Source organism: Bacillus sp. JNUCC-22, from assembly GCF_018861275.1.
GTDB lineage: Bacteria > Bacillota > Bacilli > Bacillales > Bacillaceae > Bacillus > Bacillus velezensis.
The window spans coordinates 778759-794123 of the sequence record NZ_CP076408.1 but is presented as its reverse complement, the minus strand read 5'-3'; the positions used below and the strand labels follow the sequence as shown (position 1 = coordinate 794123).

Sequence of the window (15365 nt, the reverse complement as noted above, 5' to 3'; positions counted from 1 at the left end):
GCCGCCTGATCTAAGTCAGGCGGCTTCTTTCTAGTGGTATCCGTTCTGCCCGTTAGCGCTTCCGCTTGTTTTATTCTTCGGGCCGTTTTTGGAGTTTTGTTTATTATGGCTTCCGCCTTTTTTCGTATGCTTGGTCATAATCGATTCCCCTCCGTTTTTCAGCTTGAACGTCATCCGTTCCTCTATAGCTTGCTCCCGCGGTACGGATTTTCATCAGGAAGCTTTTTACGTTTATGTAAAAGCGCGTTGATTTCTCCTCCTAAAATCAGCAGTGTTCCCGTAAGGTAAAACCAGATCATAAGGACGATAATTCCCCCGATGCTCCCGTATGTGGCGCTGTAGTTGGCAAAGGTGCCGACGTAAAATGAGAACAGCATACTGACGATAATCCAGCCGGCTGCCGCAAATACGGCTCCCGGCAGCACAAAACGGAGGGAAAGCCTTTTATTCGGCGCGAAAATGTAAAGCGCGGTAAACACGATTAAAAGGATAAGCGGACTGATACCCCAGCGGACAACCGACCACACCTGCAAAAACAGGCCGGAGGCGCCGATGAAATCTGCGGCAAGCATTCCGATTTCTCTGCCGAACACCGGCAGAAGCAGTGCGATTAAAATCGTAACCACCATCGCGATGGTTAAAAAAATTGAGGTCAGGCGAATGATGATAAATGAGCGGTTTTCCTCGACTTCGTAGGCATGGTTAAATGCTCTGACAATCGCGTTCATACCATTCGAAGCCGACCAGATGACGGCGATAATCCCGAATGACAAAAGTCCGCCGCTGCGCTTGTTCAGCGTTTGCTCCGTTATGGATTTCACCATGGACATGGCGCTGTCGGGCGCGTATTGATCGACCGCCCCGAGCACGTCTTCTGCCGATATGGGAAGATAGGCGGTGAGCGTCAGCATGAAAATCATCAACGGAAACAATGACAGCAGGAAAAAATACGCCAGCTCCGCCGATTTACTTTGTCCTTCATGGAGAGAAAACCTTGCAAACAGCTCCTTTATAAAACTCATGACATCCCACCTCAATGATCGTTTTTCGAAAAATGCTCCTTCGTTTCTTTTAACAGGTCAATGACCTGCGGCGTCGTCTGCTTCAGCTTAGTGATCTGGCCGTTTAAAAAACTCAGATCATCCGATACGGTATTGGCGATGGTCTTCACTTGATCAAGTTTTGCAGATGCCTGCTGTTTCAGCACTTCAGGATGTTTCCGGTAAAATGCCGCACGCTGCCTGCACGCGTCCATGTTCCGGAAACATGCCTCTCTTGTCGGCTTATGTAATAAGGACAGTGCTACGCCGGCGGCAGCGCCGATCAGAATCGCTTTTGCCATGATGCGTGTCTGCTTCATCGGTCAATCCCCCTTATAAATGATGATCTTTCTTTATTGTCTCCAGCAAATGACGGCACCCGGACTCGACCAAAGCGTACACCTCGCTGAAATTCCCGGTATAATACGGATCGGGCACGTCCGCAAGGTCCGACTCCGGTACATAATCAAGCAGCCTTGCAATACGCGGCGCCGCTTTTTTATAACCGGCCATGCTGCGCAGATGTCCGATATTTTCTGCATCCATCGCAATGACGTAATCAAAATCGGTCAGATCAGACTCACGCACCTGCCTCGCCGTGATGCCGCTTGCGCTGATCCCTTTCTTCTTCAGGATCTCCTTTGTCCCTTCATGCGGCGGATTTCCCGCATGCCAGGCGCCGATTCCCGCTGAATCAATGTTAATCTGCCCGTTCAGCCCGTTTTTCTTCACCATATCAGAAAATACCGCCTCTGCCATAGGCGACCGGCAAATATTTCCCAGACAGACAAACAGCACATGTATCATATCGATATCCTCCCTATTCTTTCCCCGCATTTTGAGGATCAAAAACCTTATCATCATCTTAGCAACTTTTCTGCGGCTGTGGAAATAAGCTTTTATTCTAAATGAATTCTGTTAGAATAAAGGGGACGAAAACGGTCATGAAAGGATGCATGAATTTGCCGAGCCAACAAACAGAAACGTTAAACAAAATGATTGAAGACATTTCGCAAAAGCTCAACATGCTCAATGTCGGCGTCATCAGAGCGGAAGATTTCAGTGATGAAAAAATAGAAGATCTTACATACCTTCATCAAATGGTCATGAAAAAAGCATCATTCAGCCCGAGTGAAATGCAGGCCATTGCCGAGGAGCTCGCCTCTCTCAGAAAATAAACCCATGTCAGACCTGCCGAAAAACGGCGGGTCTTTTTTTCATTTAAAAAAGTGAAAAATAAAAGTTCATCGGTTTGACACATATAAAAAGAAGGAGTATAGTAACTGTGAACTTGGTAGAACGATATACTAAAAGAGCGGGCCGCTTATCTTTTTTTATTTAGTAGAACGATATACTAGTTGTGATATCAGCGTTATTCAAGTTTGTCTCTGCAACCGTTTTATCAAACCAGTTTTCAAAGAAAGGCAGTGGTTCAATAAAGGGGAATGGTGCTGTGCTTTTGTTAATTTAAAAATTAATTTAATTCTTTATTAACCGCATTAGGGGATGTCATCATGAAAAACATATACACCAAAATGGCAGCGGGTCTTTATATTAATTATTTCCTGCTGGGCATGATCAATATTATTATCGCATCCAATATGGAGGCATTATCAAAACAGCTTCATACATCCGCAGCCGGGGTCAGCTATTTGGTCTCCGCCATCGGGATCGGGAAGCTGATTTCACTTCTGTTTGCCGGGAAGCTTTCGGATACATTCGGGAGACGGCCGTTTATCGTGTCGGGCGCCTTTCTGTATCTGATTTTCCTAATCGGAATTCCGCTTTCGACAAACTATACGGCCGCGTTTATCTTCGCCATTTTCGCCGGGATCGCCAATTCCTTTTTGGATTCCGGGACATATCCGGCGCTTATTGAAGGATTTCCGAAAAACGCAAGCTCTGCAACCGTGTTAATCAAAGCGTTTGTATCCATCGGCGCGACGGTGCTTCCGTTTTTTATCGCGTTTATTGCGGACAGGCATTTGTTTTACGGCTGGACGTTTTTCGTACCGGGCATTATTTTCTTCCTGAACGGCTTTTTCCTGTTGAAAGTTCCGTTTCCGAATCATAAGCAAAAAGAAGACGGCGGCCGGACGGAAGCCTCTCCGTCTGATGACGCGTTCACATCACAGCCGTCGATATGGCGCGAAGGCCTTGCAATCATTCTGTTAGGCTTTTCATCAACGGCGCTGTTTATGCTCGTTCAAGTATGGCTTCCTAAGTTCGGGCAATCCGTTTTGGGCATGCCTGAGGTGCAGGCCGTCAAATTGTTGAGCTATTACAGCATCGGTGCGCTTGTGTCCGTATTATTGCTGGCCGTGCTGTTAAACAGAGTGATTCAGCCGATTACGGTAATGGTGCTGTACCCTGTGATCGCGGCAATCGCGCTGCTTGCTCTGATTTTCATTCATCAGCCAACCGTATCGGTCATCAGCTCCTTTGTCATCGGACTTTCAACTGCGGGCATTCTGCAATTGGCGATGACGGTTATGGCTGTTTTATTCCCTAAAAATAAAGGTACGATCACATCTTTTGTTAATATAGCATCAAGCTTATCTTTTATTGTCATTCCGCTTGTAACGGGAGCGATCTCCAAAGCGGCCGGCCTGACGCCTGTTTTTCTGCTTGATATCGGAATTGCGGCCGTCAGCGCCCTTCTCGCATTGTTTATCGGAATCCGCTTTAAGCAAGTGATGAAAGCCTGACTATTTTTTAAGGGAGAGGATTTATCATGCAATCTATCACGATCAGAAACACGGTCATCGGCGAAGGGCTTCCGAAGATCATTGTGCCGCTGATGGCGCCCGGAGAGAAAGAACTGCTCGAAGAAATTGAAGCCGTCAACAGGCTTCGCCCGGATATCATTGAGTGGCGGGCGGATGTGTACGAGCACGTTGACAGCCTGGACGCCGTAAAAGGCATGCTTGAAAAGCTGCGGAAAGCCGCAGGCGCAACACCGCTGCTTTTCACATTCAGAACTCATAAAGAAGGCGGAAATAAAGTTATTGATGACCGCTTTTACATTGAATTGCTTAAAACAGCCATCGAAACACAACACATTGACCTTGCAGACGTTGAGTTGTTTACGGGAGAAGCGGAAGTCAAATCAATTGTGAAAACCGCTGAAGACAACGGCGTATATGTCGTCATGTCCAATCATGATTTTCATCAGACACCGAAAAAAGAAGAAATCATTTCCCGGCTGCGGAACATGCAGGCGTACGGCGCGCACATTCCGAAAATCGCGGTGATGCCGCAAAGCACTGAAGATGTTTTCGTCTTATTGGATGCCACTCACACGATGAAAACACAATACGCAGACCGGCCGATCATCACGATGTCAATGGCGGGAACAGGTCTGATCAGCCGCCTGGCCGGCGAAGTCTTCGGCTCAGCGTGCACGTTCGGAGCGGGCAAAGAAGCATCAGCGCCCGGACAAATTCCCGTTGAAGAATTGCGCAGCGTACTCAGCATTTTAAATAAACATATGTAATCAGCGTTTTTCTGCCCTTAAAGCGGGATGAAAAACAAATGAATGGACTAACGGAGGAATACATCATGAAGAAAGATTTAGGACGGATTAACGGAAAAACTCAGCTTATCGGATTATTCGCGACACCGATCGGACACTCTTTATCTCCGGCGATGCACAACCTGGCGTTTAAAAAATTAGGATTGAACTACGCGTACCTCGCGTTTGAAGTCGGCAATGAACAGCTGGAAGATGTGGTAACGGGAATGCGCGCCTTAAACGTCAGAGGCTTCAATGTCTCGATGCCGAACAAGATGAACATTCTCCCTTACCTCGATGAACTCGCGGATTCAGCGAAATTCACCGGCGCGGTGAATACAGTCGTTAATGAAAACGGCAGACTGATCGGACACTCCACTGACGGTATGGGATACGTCCGCAACTTAAAAGAACACGGCATCGATATCACAGGCAAAAAAATGACGCTGGTCGGTTCCGGCGGGGCCGCCACTCCGATAGCGATTCAATCCGCATTGGAAGGCCTCGGAGAAATCTCTATTTTCGCCCGCAATGACGCGTTTTTCGAAAAAGCGGAAGAAAATGTCCGCATCATCAATGAAGAAATGAAGGGATCTTCTTGCAAAGCGAAAGTCTTCCCGCTCGAAGATCAAGATGCGCTGCGTGCTGAAATCGCTTCAAGCGATATTTTCACGAACGGAACGGGTGTCGGCATGAAACCGCTTGAAGGCTTGAGCGTCATTGAAGATACATCCATGCTCCGTCCGGATTTGATTGTGACAGACGTCGTTTACAACCCCGTTACGTCGAAATTGCTTGAACAAGCTCAAGCGGCCGGCTGCAACACCATTAACGGCCTCGGCATGATGCTTTGGCAGGGCGCCATGGCGTTTGAATATTGGACAGGCCGTGAAATGCCTGTTCAGTATATTAAAGAGCAAATGTTTGAATAACCTATTGTGACAGAAGCGCCGAAGGACAATCCGTCTTCCGGCGCTTTGTCATTTTCTCCCCTCTCTCTTTCTTCTCATGCGCCAAAACGCTTATAATGGATGTAACGAATAAAAACCAAGTGAGGAATGCGACGTATGAAACAGCAAAAAAAACGCCGGGTGACATTGCAGCAGGTCGCTGAACATGCCGGCGTCTCAACATCCACCGCTTCATTAATCGTCCGCAATAATCCGCGAATTTCCGAAGCGACCCGTGAGAAAGTGCTGCAATCCATGCGGGAGCTGGGGTACGTATATGATCGGGTCGCCGCGAATTTGCGATCACAGACGTCCACAACGGTCGGATTGATTATTACTGACATTTCCAATACGTTTTTCTCAGAGTTTCTGATCGGCGTTCAGAATACGCTTGAGGAAGTCGGATTAACGGTGCTGTTAGGCACGACATTTGATTCCGTCGCCAAGCAGGAGCAGCTGATCTCGACCATGCTGGAGCACAGGGTCGGCGGATTGATTTTGTGTCCGGTTTCAGGTACGGCTGAGGAAACCCTTTCCCGCCTTGAGCAGCTTGACATTCCGGTCGTGCTCGCCGTCAGGGAGATTGCCGAGGCCGACTGTGATTTTGTCGGAGCCGATTATGAGGAAGGCACCTATAAGGCAGTGCGTCATTTCATTGAGAAAGGCCATCAGGAGATTGCGTTTCTGGGCGGCGTGAAGCACTCATCAACATGGACGAAGCGCATGAAAGGGTTTAAAAAAGCGCTCCGTGAAGCGGATCTGGAAGTAAAAAATGACTATGTTATTGACAGCGCGCCGACCCGCGAAGCAGGCTGTGAAGCCGTGACGGAGCTCCTCCGCCGGTCTGAGCGCCCGACCGCGATATTCTGCTTCAGTGATTTGGTCGCGTTCGGCGTCATGCAAGGGATCAGAAAAGCCGGGCTCATTCCGGGCGAAGATATTGACATTGTCGGCTTTGATAACGTGCCGGAAGCTGAAATTTCTTATCCCCCGCTTACAACCGTTTCTTCCTTTCCGCGGCAGTCGGGAAAAGAAGCGGCTCAATTGCTGCATCATAAAATCACCAATTCCCAGCACAAAAAACAACGCATTATTCTGGCGCCTGAGCTGGTTATCCGGGAATCTTCACAAAAAAAGCGGAACGCCTGATACGGCGCTCCGCTTTTATATTACGCAAGCAGTTTTAATGATTCGCGGTTGAATGCCGGTATGTCATCCGGTGTGCGGCTTGTGACCAGCTGGTTCTGGCAGACGACGACTTCTTCATCCACAACATTCGCGCCCGCGTTTTCCATGTCGATTCGGATTGATGTAAACCCTGTCGCTTTGCGCCCGTCCAATGCTTTCGCGTTAATGAGAAGCTGAGGTCCGTGGCAAATGGCGAACACCGGTTTTTTGTCATCCATAAACGCTTTGGCAAATTGGACGAAACGGTCATCCGCACGCAGCATGTCAGGCGAGAATCCGCCCGGGATCAGCAATGCGTCAAAGTCTTTCGGATTCACATCATCGATGGACGCATCCACTTTCACTTCCGCTTCCCCTTGTTTGCCTTTGACTGTTTTTCCTTTTTCCTGTTCAATTACGGTTAATTCATGACCTGCATCTTTAAAAGCTTTCGCAGGTTCAGTATACTCGACATCCTCAAAATAATCCGTTAATACAACTGCAATTTTTTTACCCATAGTTACTACCTCCTGCTTGATGAAGTCTACATAAATCCATGTACCCCAGCCACACTAACATCAAACATAGGTAACGCGTTTGCCGCTCATCCGTTTTACATAGGTCATTATCCTCATTTTTCATCTTTTTACAAGAATCATCATGAAATCTATATGAACTTTCACAAAATATTCTTACAATGGTACTGCATGACAAAATTTGTTGAAAGGTGGAGAACAGGTGAGAATACAGAAAAGACGATGCAGCGTCAATATGACACTCCGTATTCTGCTGCCCCTAGTTATGATACTTAGTCTAATCCTCCCAACATCACCCATTAAAGCAGAAGAAAACAAATCCTCCAGTGTGAATCTCAGCATTTTAGCCACAACTGACGTTCACGCTAACATGATGGACTACGATTACTACAGCGACAAACCGACAACGGAATTCGGGCTGGCCCGAACGGCTCAGCTTATTGAGAAGCACAGGCGCGAAAACCCGAATACGCTGCTTGTCGATAACGGAGACCTGATTCAGGGGAATCCCCTCGGAGAATACGCCGTAAAATATGAGAAAAATGATATTATTTCAGGCGCAAAGACCCATCCGATCATTGAAGTGATGAACAGTCTGCATTATGACGCAGGAACACTCGGCAATCATGAATTTAATTATGGGCTTGAATTTCTGGACGGGACAATCAAAGGCGCTGATTATCCGATCGTTAACGCCAATGTGAAAACATTAAGCGGCGAAAACCGTTATACGCCTTATGTCATAAAAGACAAAACCGTCACGGATGAAAACGGCGGCAAGCATCAGATAAAAGTCGGCTACATCGGCTTTGTTCCTCCCCAAATCATGACGTGGGATAAGAAAAATCTCGAAGGCCGCGTTCAGGTCGAAGACATTGTGGAATCCGCAAAGAAAACCGTTCCGAAAATGAAAGCTGAAGGAGCCGATATCGTCATCGCCCTCGCCCACAGCGGCATCGAAAAAAAAGCGCAGTCTTCCGGAGCGGAAAACGCCGTTTTTGACCTGGCAACGAAAGTCAGCGGAATTGATGCGATCGTATCCGGCCATCAGCACGGGCTTTTCCCTGATGCCGAATACAAAGGCGCTGATCAATTTGACGTCGATAAAGGCACGATTAACGGCATCCCCGTTGTCATGTCAAGCAGCTGGGGCAAATATGCGGGCGTCATCGACCTCCGGCTTGAAAAAACAGACAGCGCGTGGCATGTGGAAGATGCAAAAGGCAGCATCGAGCCGATTGCCGGCAATGTGACGTCGGAAAACGAAACCGTCGTCAATACCGTCAAAAAAGCGCACGAAGGCACATTGAAATACATCAGAGAACCCGTCGGCCAGACAAAAGCCGATATCAACAGTTTCTTCGCCCAAGTCAAAGATGATCCGTCCATTCAAATCGTAACGGATGCGCAAAAATGGTACGCCGAAAATAAGATGAAGGATACGGAATACAAAGATCTGCCTATCCTCTCGGCGGGCGCCCCGTTTAAAGCCGGCGGGCGGAACGGCTCAAACTACTATACAAACATTTCCGCTGGCGACCTCGCCATCAAAAATATCGGCGATTTGTACCTGTATGACAACACGGTTCAGATCGTCAAGCTGAACGGAAGCGAAGTGAAGGACTGGCTCGAAATGTCCGCAGGGCAATTTAATCAGATCGATCAGGCAAAAGGCGGCAGCCAAGCGCTTTTAAATGACGCCTACCGCTCATACAATTTTGATGTCATTGACGGTGTCACCTATCAGGTCGATGTCACAAAACCGGCGAAATACAACGAAAACGGAACAGTCATTCATCCCGATGCAAGCCGGATCGTCAACCTTTCTTATCAAGGAAAGCCCGTCAGCGCCAAGCAGGAATTTCTGATCGTCACAAATAATTACCGCGCTTCAGGCGGCGGAGGATTCCCTCACTTAAGCAATGATAAAATCGTATACTCTTCTGCCGATGAGAACAGGCAGGTCTTAATGGATTACATCATCCAGCAGAAAACGATTAATCCGCAGGCTGATCATAACTGGTCCATCCTTCCGGTCAAAGGGGCAAACATGACATTTGAATCTTCCTTGGCCGCAAAGCCGTTTGCCGACCGCGCAGATGACGTCGCCTATATCGGTGAATCACAAAACGCGGGCTACGGACAGTACAAGCTCCAATTCAAAGATGATGAACCGGGCACAGATCCGCCGAAAGATGACGCATGGAAACTCACCGTTATGCATACAAACGACACGCACGCCCACCTTGATAACGCGGCGAGGCGGATGACGAAAATCAAAGAAATCAGAAGCGAAACCGACCGCAGCATTTTGCTGGATGCGGGAGACGTTTTCTCAGGCGATCTCTATTTCACAAAGTGGCAGGGGCTGGCTGATTTAAAATTGATGAACAGCATGGGTTACGACGCAATGACTTTCGGAAATCATGAGTTTGATAAAGGCCCGGGTGCTCTCGCCAGCTTCCTGAGCGGGAACGGAAGCGCGGCTGACCCGTCCGGAAAATACAATTTTCAAGCGCCTGACTTTCCGCTCGTCAGCTCAAATGTCGATGTGTCCAAAGAGTCAAAACTCAGACCATTCATGAAAAAAGCAGACACATTTACGGCAGGGAAAAAGAAAAAAGCAGGCATCTATCCATACATTCTGCTTGATGTAAACGGAGAAAAAGTCGCCGTATTCGGCTTAACGACAGAAGATACGTCCGTCACATCAAGCCCGGGAAAAAGCATTGTCTTTCATGATGCCTTCCAATCCGCACAAGATACGGTAAAAGAAATACAGAATAAGGAACATGTCAATAAAATTATCGCCCTGACCCATATCGGGCATCAGCGTGATCTCGATCTTGCCAAAAAGGTAAAAGGCATCGACTTGATCGTCGGCGGACATACGCATACGCTTGTAGATAAAATGGAAGTTGTCAAAAACGAAGAGCCGACCATCGTCGCCCAGGCAAAAGAATATGGCGAATATTTAGGCCGTGTCGATGTCGCATTTGACAAAAACGGCATCGTCCTGCCGGAACAATCCTCTCTTCAGGCGCTGCCAGTGAACGAGCAGACGAAAGAAGACCCGGATCTGAAAAAAGAGCTTGATCCGTTTAAAAAAGAGCTCGTCTCCGTCAAAAATGAAAAAGTCGGCTCAACAAAGGTCGCACTTGACGGCCAGCGCGAGCATGTCCGCTCCAAAGAAACCAATCTCGGAAACTTCATCGCGGACGGCATGCTGCAAAAAGCGAAGGAAGCGGCCGGCGCCCAAATCGCGATCACAAACGGGGGCGGCATCCGCGCGGGCATTGATAAAGGAGACATCACACTCGGCGATGTGCTGAATGTGATGCCGTTCGGCAACACGCTTTACGTCGCGGATTTAACCGGAAAACAGATCAAACAAGCCTTGGAGCAAGGGTTAAGCGGAATTGAGGCTCAAGGCGGCGCCTTCCCTCAAGTTGCCGGTTTAACATACACGTTTACACTGAATAAAAAGCCGGGACACCGCGTTCTTCAAGCTGCGGCCGTACAGGATGACGGCAGCGTAAAGCCGATTTCTGATAAGAAGACATACAGAGTCGCCACCAGTAACTTTGTCGGTGAAGGCGGAGACGGATATTCCGTCTTTAACGAAGCGTCCCATAAAGAAGACCTTGGCTTTGTCGACTATGAGGTCTTCACCGAGCAGCTTGAAAAAGCGGGAAAAGCGGTGGAACCGAAAGTTGACGGCCGCGCGCAGGAAGTGTACCTGCCGACGAAACAAAAAAACGGTTCGTGGACGCTTGAAGATGACAGCGCATTTGCCGCCTATGCCAAAAACGCAAACACGCCGATCGTGTATTACGATAAGAATGACGGCGCCAAAAAGCCGATTGATCTCAGCGTGACCAAAAAACAAATCGGCCTGTTAAAGGACAGAACATCGGATTCTTCCCTTACGATCCTGCATGACAAGTTCAGCATGAAAATGCCGATGGCAAACGCTGCTTCAGCTGATACACAATTCGGCGTGACGCCGAAAGGAAAAGTAAGCGGGGCGCTTTCAAATGTATACGACTTTACAATGAAGCAGAAAAACAAAGACATCAAAACATTTAAAGCGCCGGTAAAGCTCACCCTGCGCATTGAGAATACGAAAAAGGCGAAACAGCCGGGCATTTACCATGTAGACCGGAAAAAGAACGTCTATACAAAAACAGACAACGGTTCGGTTTCAAACGATCTCGTCACGGGCTATACAAATCATTTCAGTGAATACACCATATTAAACGCAAACACGAAGAGCGCACCGCCGACAAGCGGAGATCACGGCTCCGGAAAGCAGCCAAGCGGACAAAAACCGTCATCCGGCCCTGCACAGGACGGGGTATCGCCGGGCGGCCTGCTTCCTGATACGGCCACAACGATGTATTCCATCCTTCTTGCCGGGTTACTCATCAGCGTGCTCGGAACGGCACTGTATCTGCATCAAAGAAGAAAAGCAAAAAAAGTGAACGACGCATAAAAAGACCGCTTTTATCGGGCGGTTCATCCAAAAGCTCTCCTGATCTGGTATCAGGGGAGCTTTTTCTCTTGGTCCCCCTCTGAGTCGACAGCCGTACGGCCGAGTGATAAAATATGAACGTTATTCGCGAAAGACTGCATCCGCATCGTTTAACACTTCACGGCAGGGCCTCTCTTTCATACGGCGCCGCCTGTTTGGAGGACTTTTTTTGAAGATAACAGGACACAAACGAAACCGCATGTCTTACAAGAAAAAGCTGTTTTACGTGATAACAGCGCTCTGTTTTATCAGCTCGCTCATTTTTGTCACTCACAATGCTTCTTTTTATGAGCGGCCGATTGCCAAAGTGACGAAAACAACATTGGAACATCAGTCTGACGTACAGGACATGCATAAAAACAAAGATAAGATTTTCAATCAGACGATCACTGCCAGACTTGAAAACGGCAGTCAGAAAGGACAGCTCATTCATTTGTCCAATCAGTATTCATCATCCGGAGCGAATGATCAGAAATATTCGATTGGCGATGAAGTATTCGTTTCTATTGATAAAGGGAAACCATCAAACAAGGATATATCGGGAAGCATTATAGATAAAAAACGGGATAAACAGCTTTTGCTGATCGCTTGGGTTTTCATTTTCACCTTGCTTATCGTCGGCAAAAAACAAGGCTTCTTTTCGATCGTCAGCCTGATGTTTAACGCCGTTTTACTGTCGTTTGCATTAGATTTGTACAGGAAGCATCCTAATATAGGGTTAATTTTCATCTGCGGTGTCTGTATTCTCATCTTTACTGTCATCTCATTGCTGCTTGTCAGCGGTTTTCACGCGAAAACATATGCCGCCATTGCCGCGACGCTCGCAGGCACTTTCGTTTCCCTGCTGATTACGTATCTGGTGATGCTGGCAACCGGAGAGAAAGGTCTCAGATATGAGGAAATGCAGTATTTAACCCGCCCTTATCACACGGTGTTCATGGCCGGGGTATTTATCGGATCACTGGGAGCGGTCATGGATGTAGCCATTACCATGACGTCATCTGTCTTCGGATTATATGAAGAAAACAACGGTATCTCATTACAAGCTCTCAGACGTTCAGGGATGGAGATCGGAAAAGACATCATGGGGGCGATGACCAATATTCTGTTTTTTGCTTATATAAGCGGCTCTATTCCGATGATGCTTTTGTATCTGAAAAATGATTCCCCGATAGGATTCACTCTTTCTATGAACATTTCCTTGGAAATAGCCAGAGCATTGGCCGGAGGGATCGGAATTGTATTAGCCATACCCGCCAGTCTGTATGCTTCTATCTTTTTTATTAAACGAAAGAAGGCAAGCTCATGAATGTCATCGTAATTCTCGCGGCGATTTTATTTCTATTGATGGTCATCATCGGCGGAAAAAAAGGAGCGAGATCTTTTATTGCGTTATTCTTAAATTTCGGTGTTCTCTTTCTCACCATCATTTTCATGACAGACCCGCATATCAATCCGATTGTTTTAACATTGCTCTCTTCCGCCGTGATTTGCAGCATTACTCTTTTTTATATTAATGGAGGAAACGTCAAAACCGTAACCGCCTTTATTTCTGCAATGCTGACGATTGTACTGCTGCTGTTTTTTATTATGTCTGTAACAAAACATACTTCGATTCAGGGATTCGGTGAAGAAGAATTGGGTGATATCGGCATATTCACACTGTTTGTCGGGGTGGATTTTGTGAAGGTTACCGCAGCCATGATCATCATGGGCACGATTGGGGCGATTACCGATGTCGCGATTTCCATTACTTCACCCATGCAGGAAATTTACAGTCATAATCCGTCCATAAGCAGAAAAGATCTGTACACATTCGGATTAAGCATCGGGAGAGATATTTTAGGAACGAATACGAATACGTTATTCTTTGCTTTTTTCGGCAGCTATTTGGCTTTAATTATCTGGTTTAAAGACTTATCATACTCAGCTGAAAAAATAGTGAACTCAAAAGTATTCAGTGCGGAAGCCGTCACCATTCTTTGTGCCGGAATCGGGATCGGCATCATCATTCCCGTTACGTCCTGGATCACCGCCTGTTTTTTAGCAAAACCAAATAAACATTAAAAGCTGCCGGGACACGCCCGGCAGCTTTTTTTATCTTATACCCACTTTACAACATCTTTTGAGGCAGATCTTGTTTTCGGGCGCGGTTCTCTGACACGGTAGCCGAATGCGGCCATAACAGAGATGTCGAAACTTCCGTTTTCCAGAAGCCCTTCTTCTTCAAGAATCCGGTGAATTTCTTTGTAGTTGAAGCCTTCTACAGGGCAGGAGTCGATTCCGATCTGCGCAGCGGCTGTCATCATATTGCCGAGGGCGATGTAAGTCTGTTTGGATGCCCAGTCAAACAGCGCGCGATCTGATTCTAGCAGATTGAAATCATTTTTCTGAAAGTCTTCCGTTTTGCTGATATAGCCTTCATACATATCTTCCGGCATTTTTTTGACTTCCCGCAAGTGGTTTTTGACATAGTCGGCGTCAAAACGGATATCCTTTGCCGTCCGGGCAAGCAGAAGTACGAAATGGCTTGCGGTCGGCAGCTGCTTTTGCGCGCCCCATGTGAACTCGCGGAGTTTTTCACGAAGCTCCGGATTTTGAACGACGACAAATTTCCAAGGCTCCAAACCGAGTGAGCTTGGGGATAATCTTCCCGTTTCTAAAATGAATTCAAAATCGCTTTCTGAAATTTTTTTCTCAGGATCAAATTCCTTTGTGGCGTGTCTGAATTGATACGCTTCGATGATCTGCTGTTTTTTATCTGACATTCATGATCTCTCCTTTTCAATCGTTATGTACTATTGTAGCCATTATTTTTGAAAGTACCAGTACGCACATTTTTGTTGGATAGTATTCATTTTGATACTGACAAAAAAACGGGCTGCCGCGGCAGTCCGTTTTTATTTTTCTCTTCTCGCAAAGTCGACGAAACGGAATTTATCGAGCCTGTGCCGGCTTTCCGTGTACTGAAAGAGGCTGGTATCCTCCAAAAAGACGCGGTTTTTCACGACCGCCATATGGCTGAATCCGCTGAGATCCAAATACTTCCGGTCCTCTTCCCCCGCCGGCTCCACGACAATTTCCTTTTGCGCGTAGCTGATGGACAAGCCGAGCTCTCCTTCGAGATACTCATAGATCGAATCTTCACAAATCGCCTTCGTCAATAGAGGCACATGTTTTTTCACAAAGTAATCCTTGTCCAAAATAATATGTTCTCCGTCAATCCGTCTTGATCTGACGACTTCCCACACCTTTTCATCCGCTTCTGTACCAAGCTCTTTTGCGGCTTCTGAGGGAGGCAGGATCAGCCCGAGACGGTGAACCGTCGTTCTCGTCTCTTTTCCGAGCGTTTCCGAAAGCTCTTTGAAGCTGATCAGGCCTGAGACGGGAAAACGCATTTTTTCTCTGTCTAATATGACGGAGCCTTTGCCTTTGATTTTCTGGATGTAGCCGTTTTGCGCCAGCATATTGAGCGCTTTGCGGACGGTTTCTCGTGATGTGCCGTATTGATCGCACAAATCATTTTCAGACGGAAGAACGTCTTCAGCCTTCCGCTGGCCGCTTTCGATCTGCCGCACCATATCTTTATAGATTGTGATGTATTTATTCACTTTCATTTGACCA

General features: G+C 47.2%; 15 protein-coding genes. 8 read left to right on the top strand and 7 right to left on the bottom strand.

Annotation, left to right across the window (positions count from 1 at the left end):
- Positions 1-30: 30 nt before the first annotated feature.
- From JNUCC22_RS04030 to JNUCC22_RS04015, 4 genes are read right to left on the bottom strand one after another with little or no spacing between them, the layout of a single operon-like run.
- Positions 31-174 carry a hypothetical protein gene (locus JNUCC22_RS04030; protein WP_017419116.1) on the bottom strand — a complete coding sequence of 48 codons (144 nt, stop codon included), beginning with the start codon at positions 172-174 and terminating at the stop codon, positions 31-33.
- A gap of 8 nt (positions 175-182) precedes the next feature.
- Entirely contained in the window at positions 183-1022 is an 840-nt protein-coding gene (locus tag JNUCC22_RS04025) for a YihY family inner membrane protein (RefSeq protein ID WP_007408509.1), read from the bottom strand.
- 11 nt (positions 1023-1033) lie between these two features.
- The gene (locus JNUCC22_RS04020; RefSeq protein WP_216062148.1) at positions 1034-1360 is read right to left on the bottom strand and encodes a hypothetical protein; all 327 of its coding nucleotides are present in this window, start codon (positions 1358-1360) and stop codon (positions 1034-1036) included.
- 13 nt (positions 1361-1373) lie between these two features.
- The gene (locus tag JNUCC22_RS04015) at positions 1374-1847 is read right to left on the bottom strand and encodes a low molecular weight protein-tyrosine-phosphatase (RefSeq protein ID WP_012117078.1); all 474 of its coding nucleotides are present in this window, start codon (positions 1845-1847) and stop codon (positions 1374-1376) included.
- 155 nt (positions 1848-2002) lie between these two features.
- Here JNUCC22_RS04015 and JNUCC22_RS04010 point away from each other — a divergent pair, with 155 nt between their 5' ends.
- The 5 genes from JNUCC22_RS04010 (at position 2003) to JNUCC22_RS03990 (ending at position 6653) form a co-directional block, all read left to right on the top strand.
- Positions 2003-2218 carry a DUF1128 domain-containing protein gene (locus JNUCC22_RS04010; protein ID WP_003155571.1) on the top strand — a complete coding sequence of 72 codons (216 nt, stop codon included), beginning with the start codon at positions 2003-2005 and terminating at the stop codon, positions 2216-2218.
- A 336-nt stretch (positions 2219-2554) separates the two neighbouring features.
- Positions 2555-3748, top strand: coding sequence for an MFS transporter (locus tag JNUCC22_RS04005; RefSeq protein WP_216062147.1), 1194 nt, complete (start codon positions 2555-2557; stop codon positions 3746-3748).
- Between the two features lie 26 nt (positions 3749-3774).
- Complete coding sequence (aroD, locus tag JNUCC22_RS04000) at positions 3775-4536, top strand: type I 3-dehydroquinate dehydratase (protein WP_039062774.1); 762 nt, start codon at positions 3775-3777, stop codon at positions 4534-4536.
- Positions 4537-4601: 65 nt separating this feature from the next.
- A complete protein-coding gene (locus JNUCC22_RS03995; protein ID WP_007408504.1) occupies positions 4602-5486 on the top strand; it encodes a shikimate dehydrogenase in 885 nt (294 codons plus the stop codon).
- Between the two features lie 135 nt (positions 5487-5621).
- Positions 5622-6653, top strand: a complete 1032-nt coding sequence (locus JNUCC22_RS03990; protein WP_039062773.1) for a LacI family DNA-binding transcriptional regulator — start codon at positions 5622-5624, stop codon at positions 6651-6653.
- Between the two features lie 20 nt (positions 6654-6673).
- On the opposite strand, the gene JNUCC22_RS03985 is transcribed toward JNUCC22_RS03990, so the two are convergent.
- Positions 6674-7189 carry a type 1 glutamine amidotransferase domain-containing protein gene (locus tag JNUCC22_RS03985; RefSeq protein ID WP_003155578.1) on the bottom strand — a complete coding sequence of 172 codons (516 nt, stop codon included), beginning with the start codon at positions 7187-7189 and terminating at the stop codon, positions 6674-6676.
- Positions 7190-7409: 220 nt separating this feature from the next.
- On the opposite strand from JNUCC22_RS03985, the gene JNUCC22_RS03980 reads away from it, so the two are divergent.
- The 3 genes from JNUCC22_RS03980 (at position 7410) to JNUCC22_RS03970 (ending at position 13808) form a co-directional block, all read left to right on the top strand.
- Positions 7410-11702 (top strand): multifunctional 2',3'-cyclic-nucleotide 2'-phosphodiesterase/3'-nucleotidase/5'-nucleotidase, encoded by a 4293-nt coding sequence (locus tag JNUCC22_RS03980; RefSeq protein ID WP_099686867.1) that lies wholly within the window; start codon positions 7410-7412, stop codon positions 11700-11702.
- 208 nt (positions 11703-11910) lie between these two features.
- Entirely contained in the window at positions 11911-13050 is a 1140-nt protein-coding gene (locus tag JNUCC22_RS03975; RefSeq protein ID WP_032867787.1) for a YibE/F family protein, read from the top strand.
- Positions 13047-13808: a YibE/F family protein gene (locus JNUCC22_RS03970; protein WP_150941069.1), complete on the top strand. Its 762-nt coding sequence runs from the start codon at positions 13047-13049 to the stop codon at positions 13806-13808. The genes JNUCC22_RS03975 and JNUCC22_RS03970 overlap by 4 nt, the downstream gene beginning before the upstream one ends.
- 35 nt (positions 13809-13843) lie before the next feature.
- Here the strand turns inward: JNUCC22_RS03970 and JNUCC22_RS03965 are convergent, their stop codons facing one another.
- Positions 13844-14509, bottom strand: coding sequence for an NAD(P)H-dependent oxidoreductase (locus JNUCC22_RS03965; RefSeq protein ID WP_003155588.1), 666 nt, complete (start codon positions 14507-14509; stop codon positions 13844-13846).
- 132 nt (positions 14510-14641) lie between these two features.
- Positions 14642-15358 (bottom strand): trehalose operon repressor, encoded by a 717-nt coding sequence (treR, locus tag JNUCC22_RS03960; RefSeq protein WP_052827177.1) that lies wholly within the window; start codon positions 15356-15358, stop codon positions 14642-14644.
- Between the last annotated feature and the right edge of the window lie 7 nt (positions 15359-15365).

Bases quoted from the DNA above. Each gene is read 5' to 3' on its own strand.
- JNUCC22_RS04030 (WP_017419116.1), bottom strand. From the start codon at position 174: ATGACGTTCAAGCTGAAAAACGGAGGGGAATCGATTATGACCAAGCAT.
- JNUCC22_RS04025 (WP_007408509.1), bottom strand. From the start codon at position 1,022: ATGAGTTTTATAAAGGAGCTGTTTGCAAGGTTTTCTCTCCATGAAGGA.
- JNUCC22_RS04020 (WP_216062148.1), bottom strand. From the start codon at position 1,360: ATGAAGCAGACACGCATCATGGCAAAAGCGATTCTGATCGGCGCTGCC.
- JNUCC22_RS04015 (WP_012117078.1), bottom strand. From the start codon at position 1,847: ATGATACATGTGCTGTTTGTCTGTCTGGGAAATATTTGCCGGTCGCCT.
- JNUCC22_RS04005 (WP_216062147.1), top strand. From the start codon at position 2,555: ATGAAAAACATATACACCAAAATGGCAGCGGGTCTTTATATTAATTAT.
- aroD (WP_039062774.1), top strand. From the start codon at position 3,775: ATGCAATCTATCACGATCAGAAACACGGTCATCGGCGAAGGGCTTCCG.
- JNUCC22_RS03995 (WP_007408504.1), top strand. From the start codon at position 4,602: ATGAAGAAAGATTTAGGACGGATTAACGGAAAAACTCAGCTTATCGGA.
- JNUCC22_RS03990 (WP_039062773.1), top strand. From the start codon at position 5,622: ATGAAACAGCAAAAAAAACGCCGGGTGACATTGCAGCAGGTCGCTGAA.
- JNUCC22_RS03985 (WP_003155578.1), bottom strand. From the start codon at position 7,189: ATGGGTAAAAAAATTGCAGTTGTATTAACGGATTATTTTGAGGATGTC.
- JNUCC22_RS03970 (WP_150941069.1), top strand. From the start codon at position 13,047: ATGAATGTCATCGTAATTCTCGCGGCGATTTTATTTCTATTGATGGTC.
- JNUCC22_RS03965 (WP_003155588.1), bottom strand. From the start codon at position 14,509: ATGTCAGATAAAAAACAGCAGATCATCGAAGCGTATCAATTCAGACAC.
- treR (WP_052827177.1), bottom strand. From the start codon at position 15,358: ATGAAAGTGAATAAATACATCACAATCTATAAAGATATGGTGCGGCAG.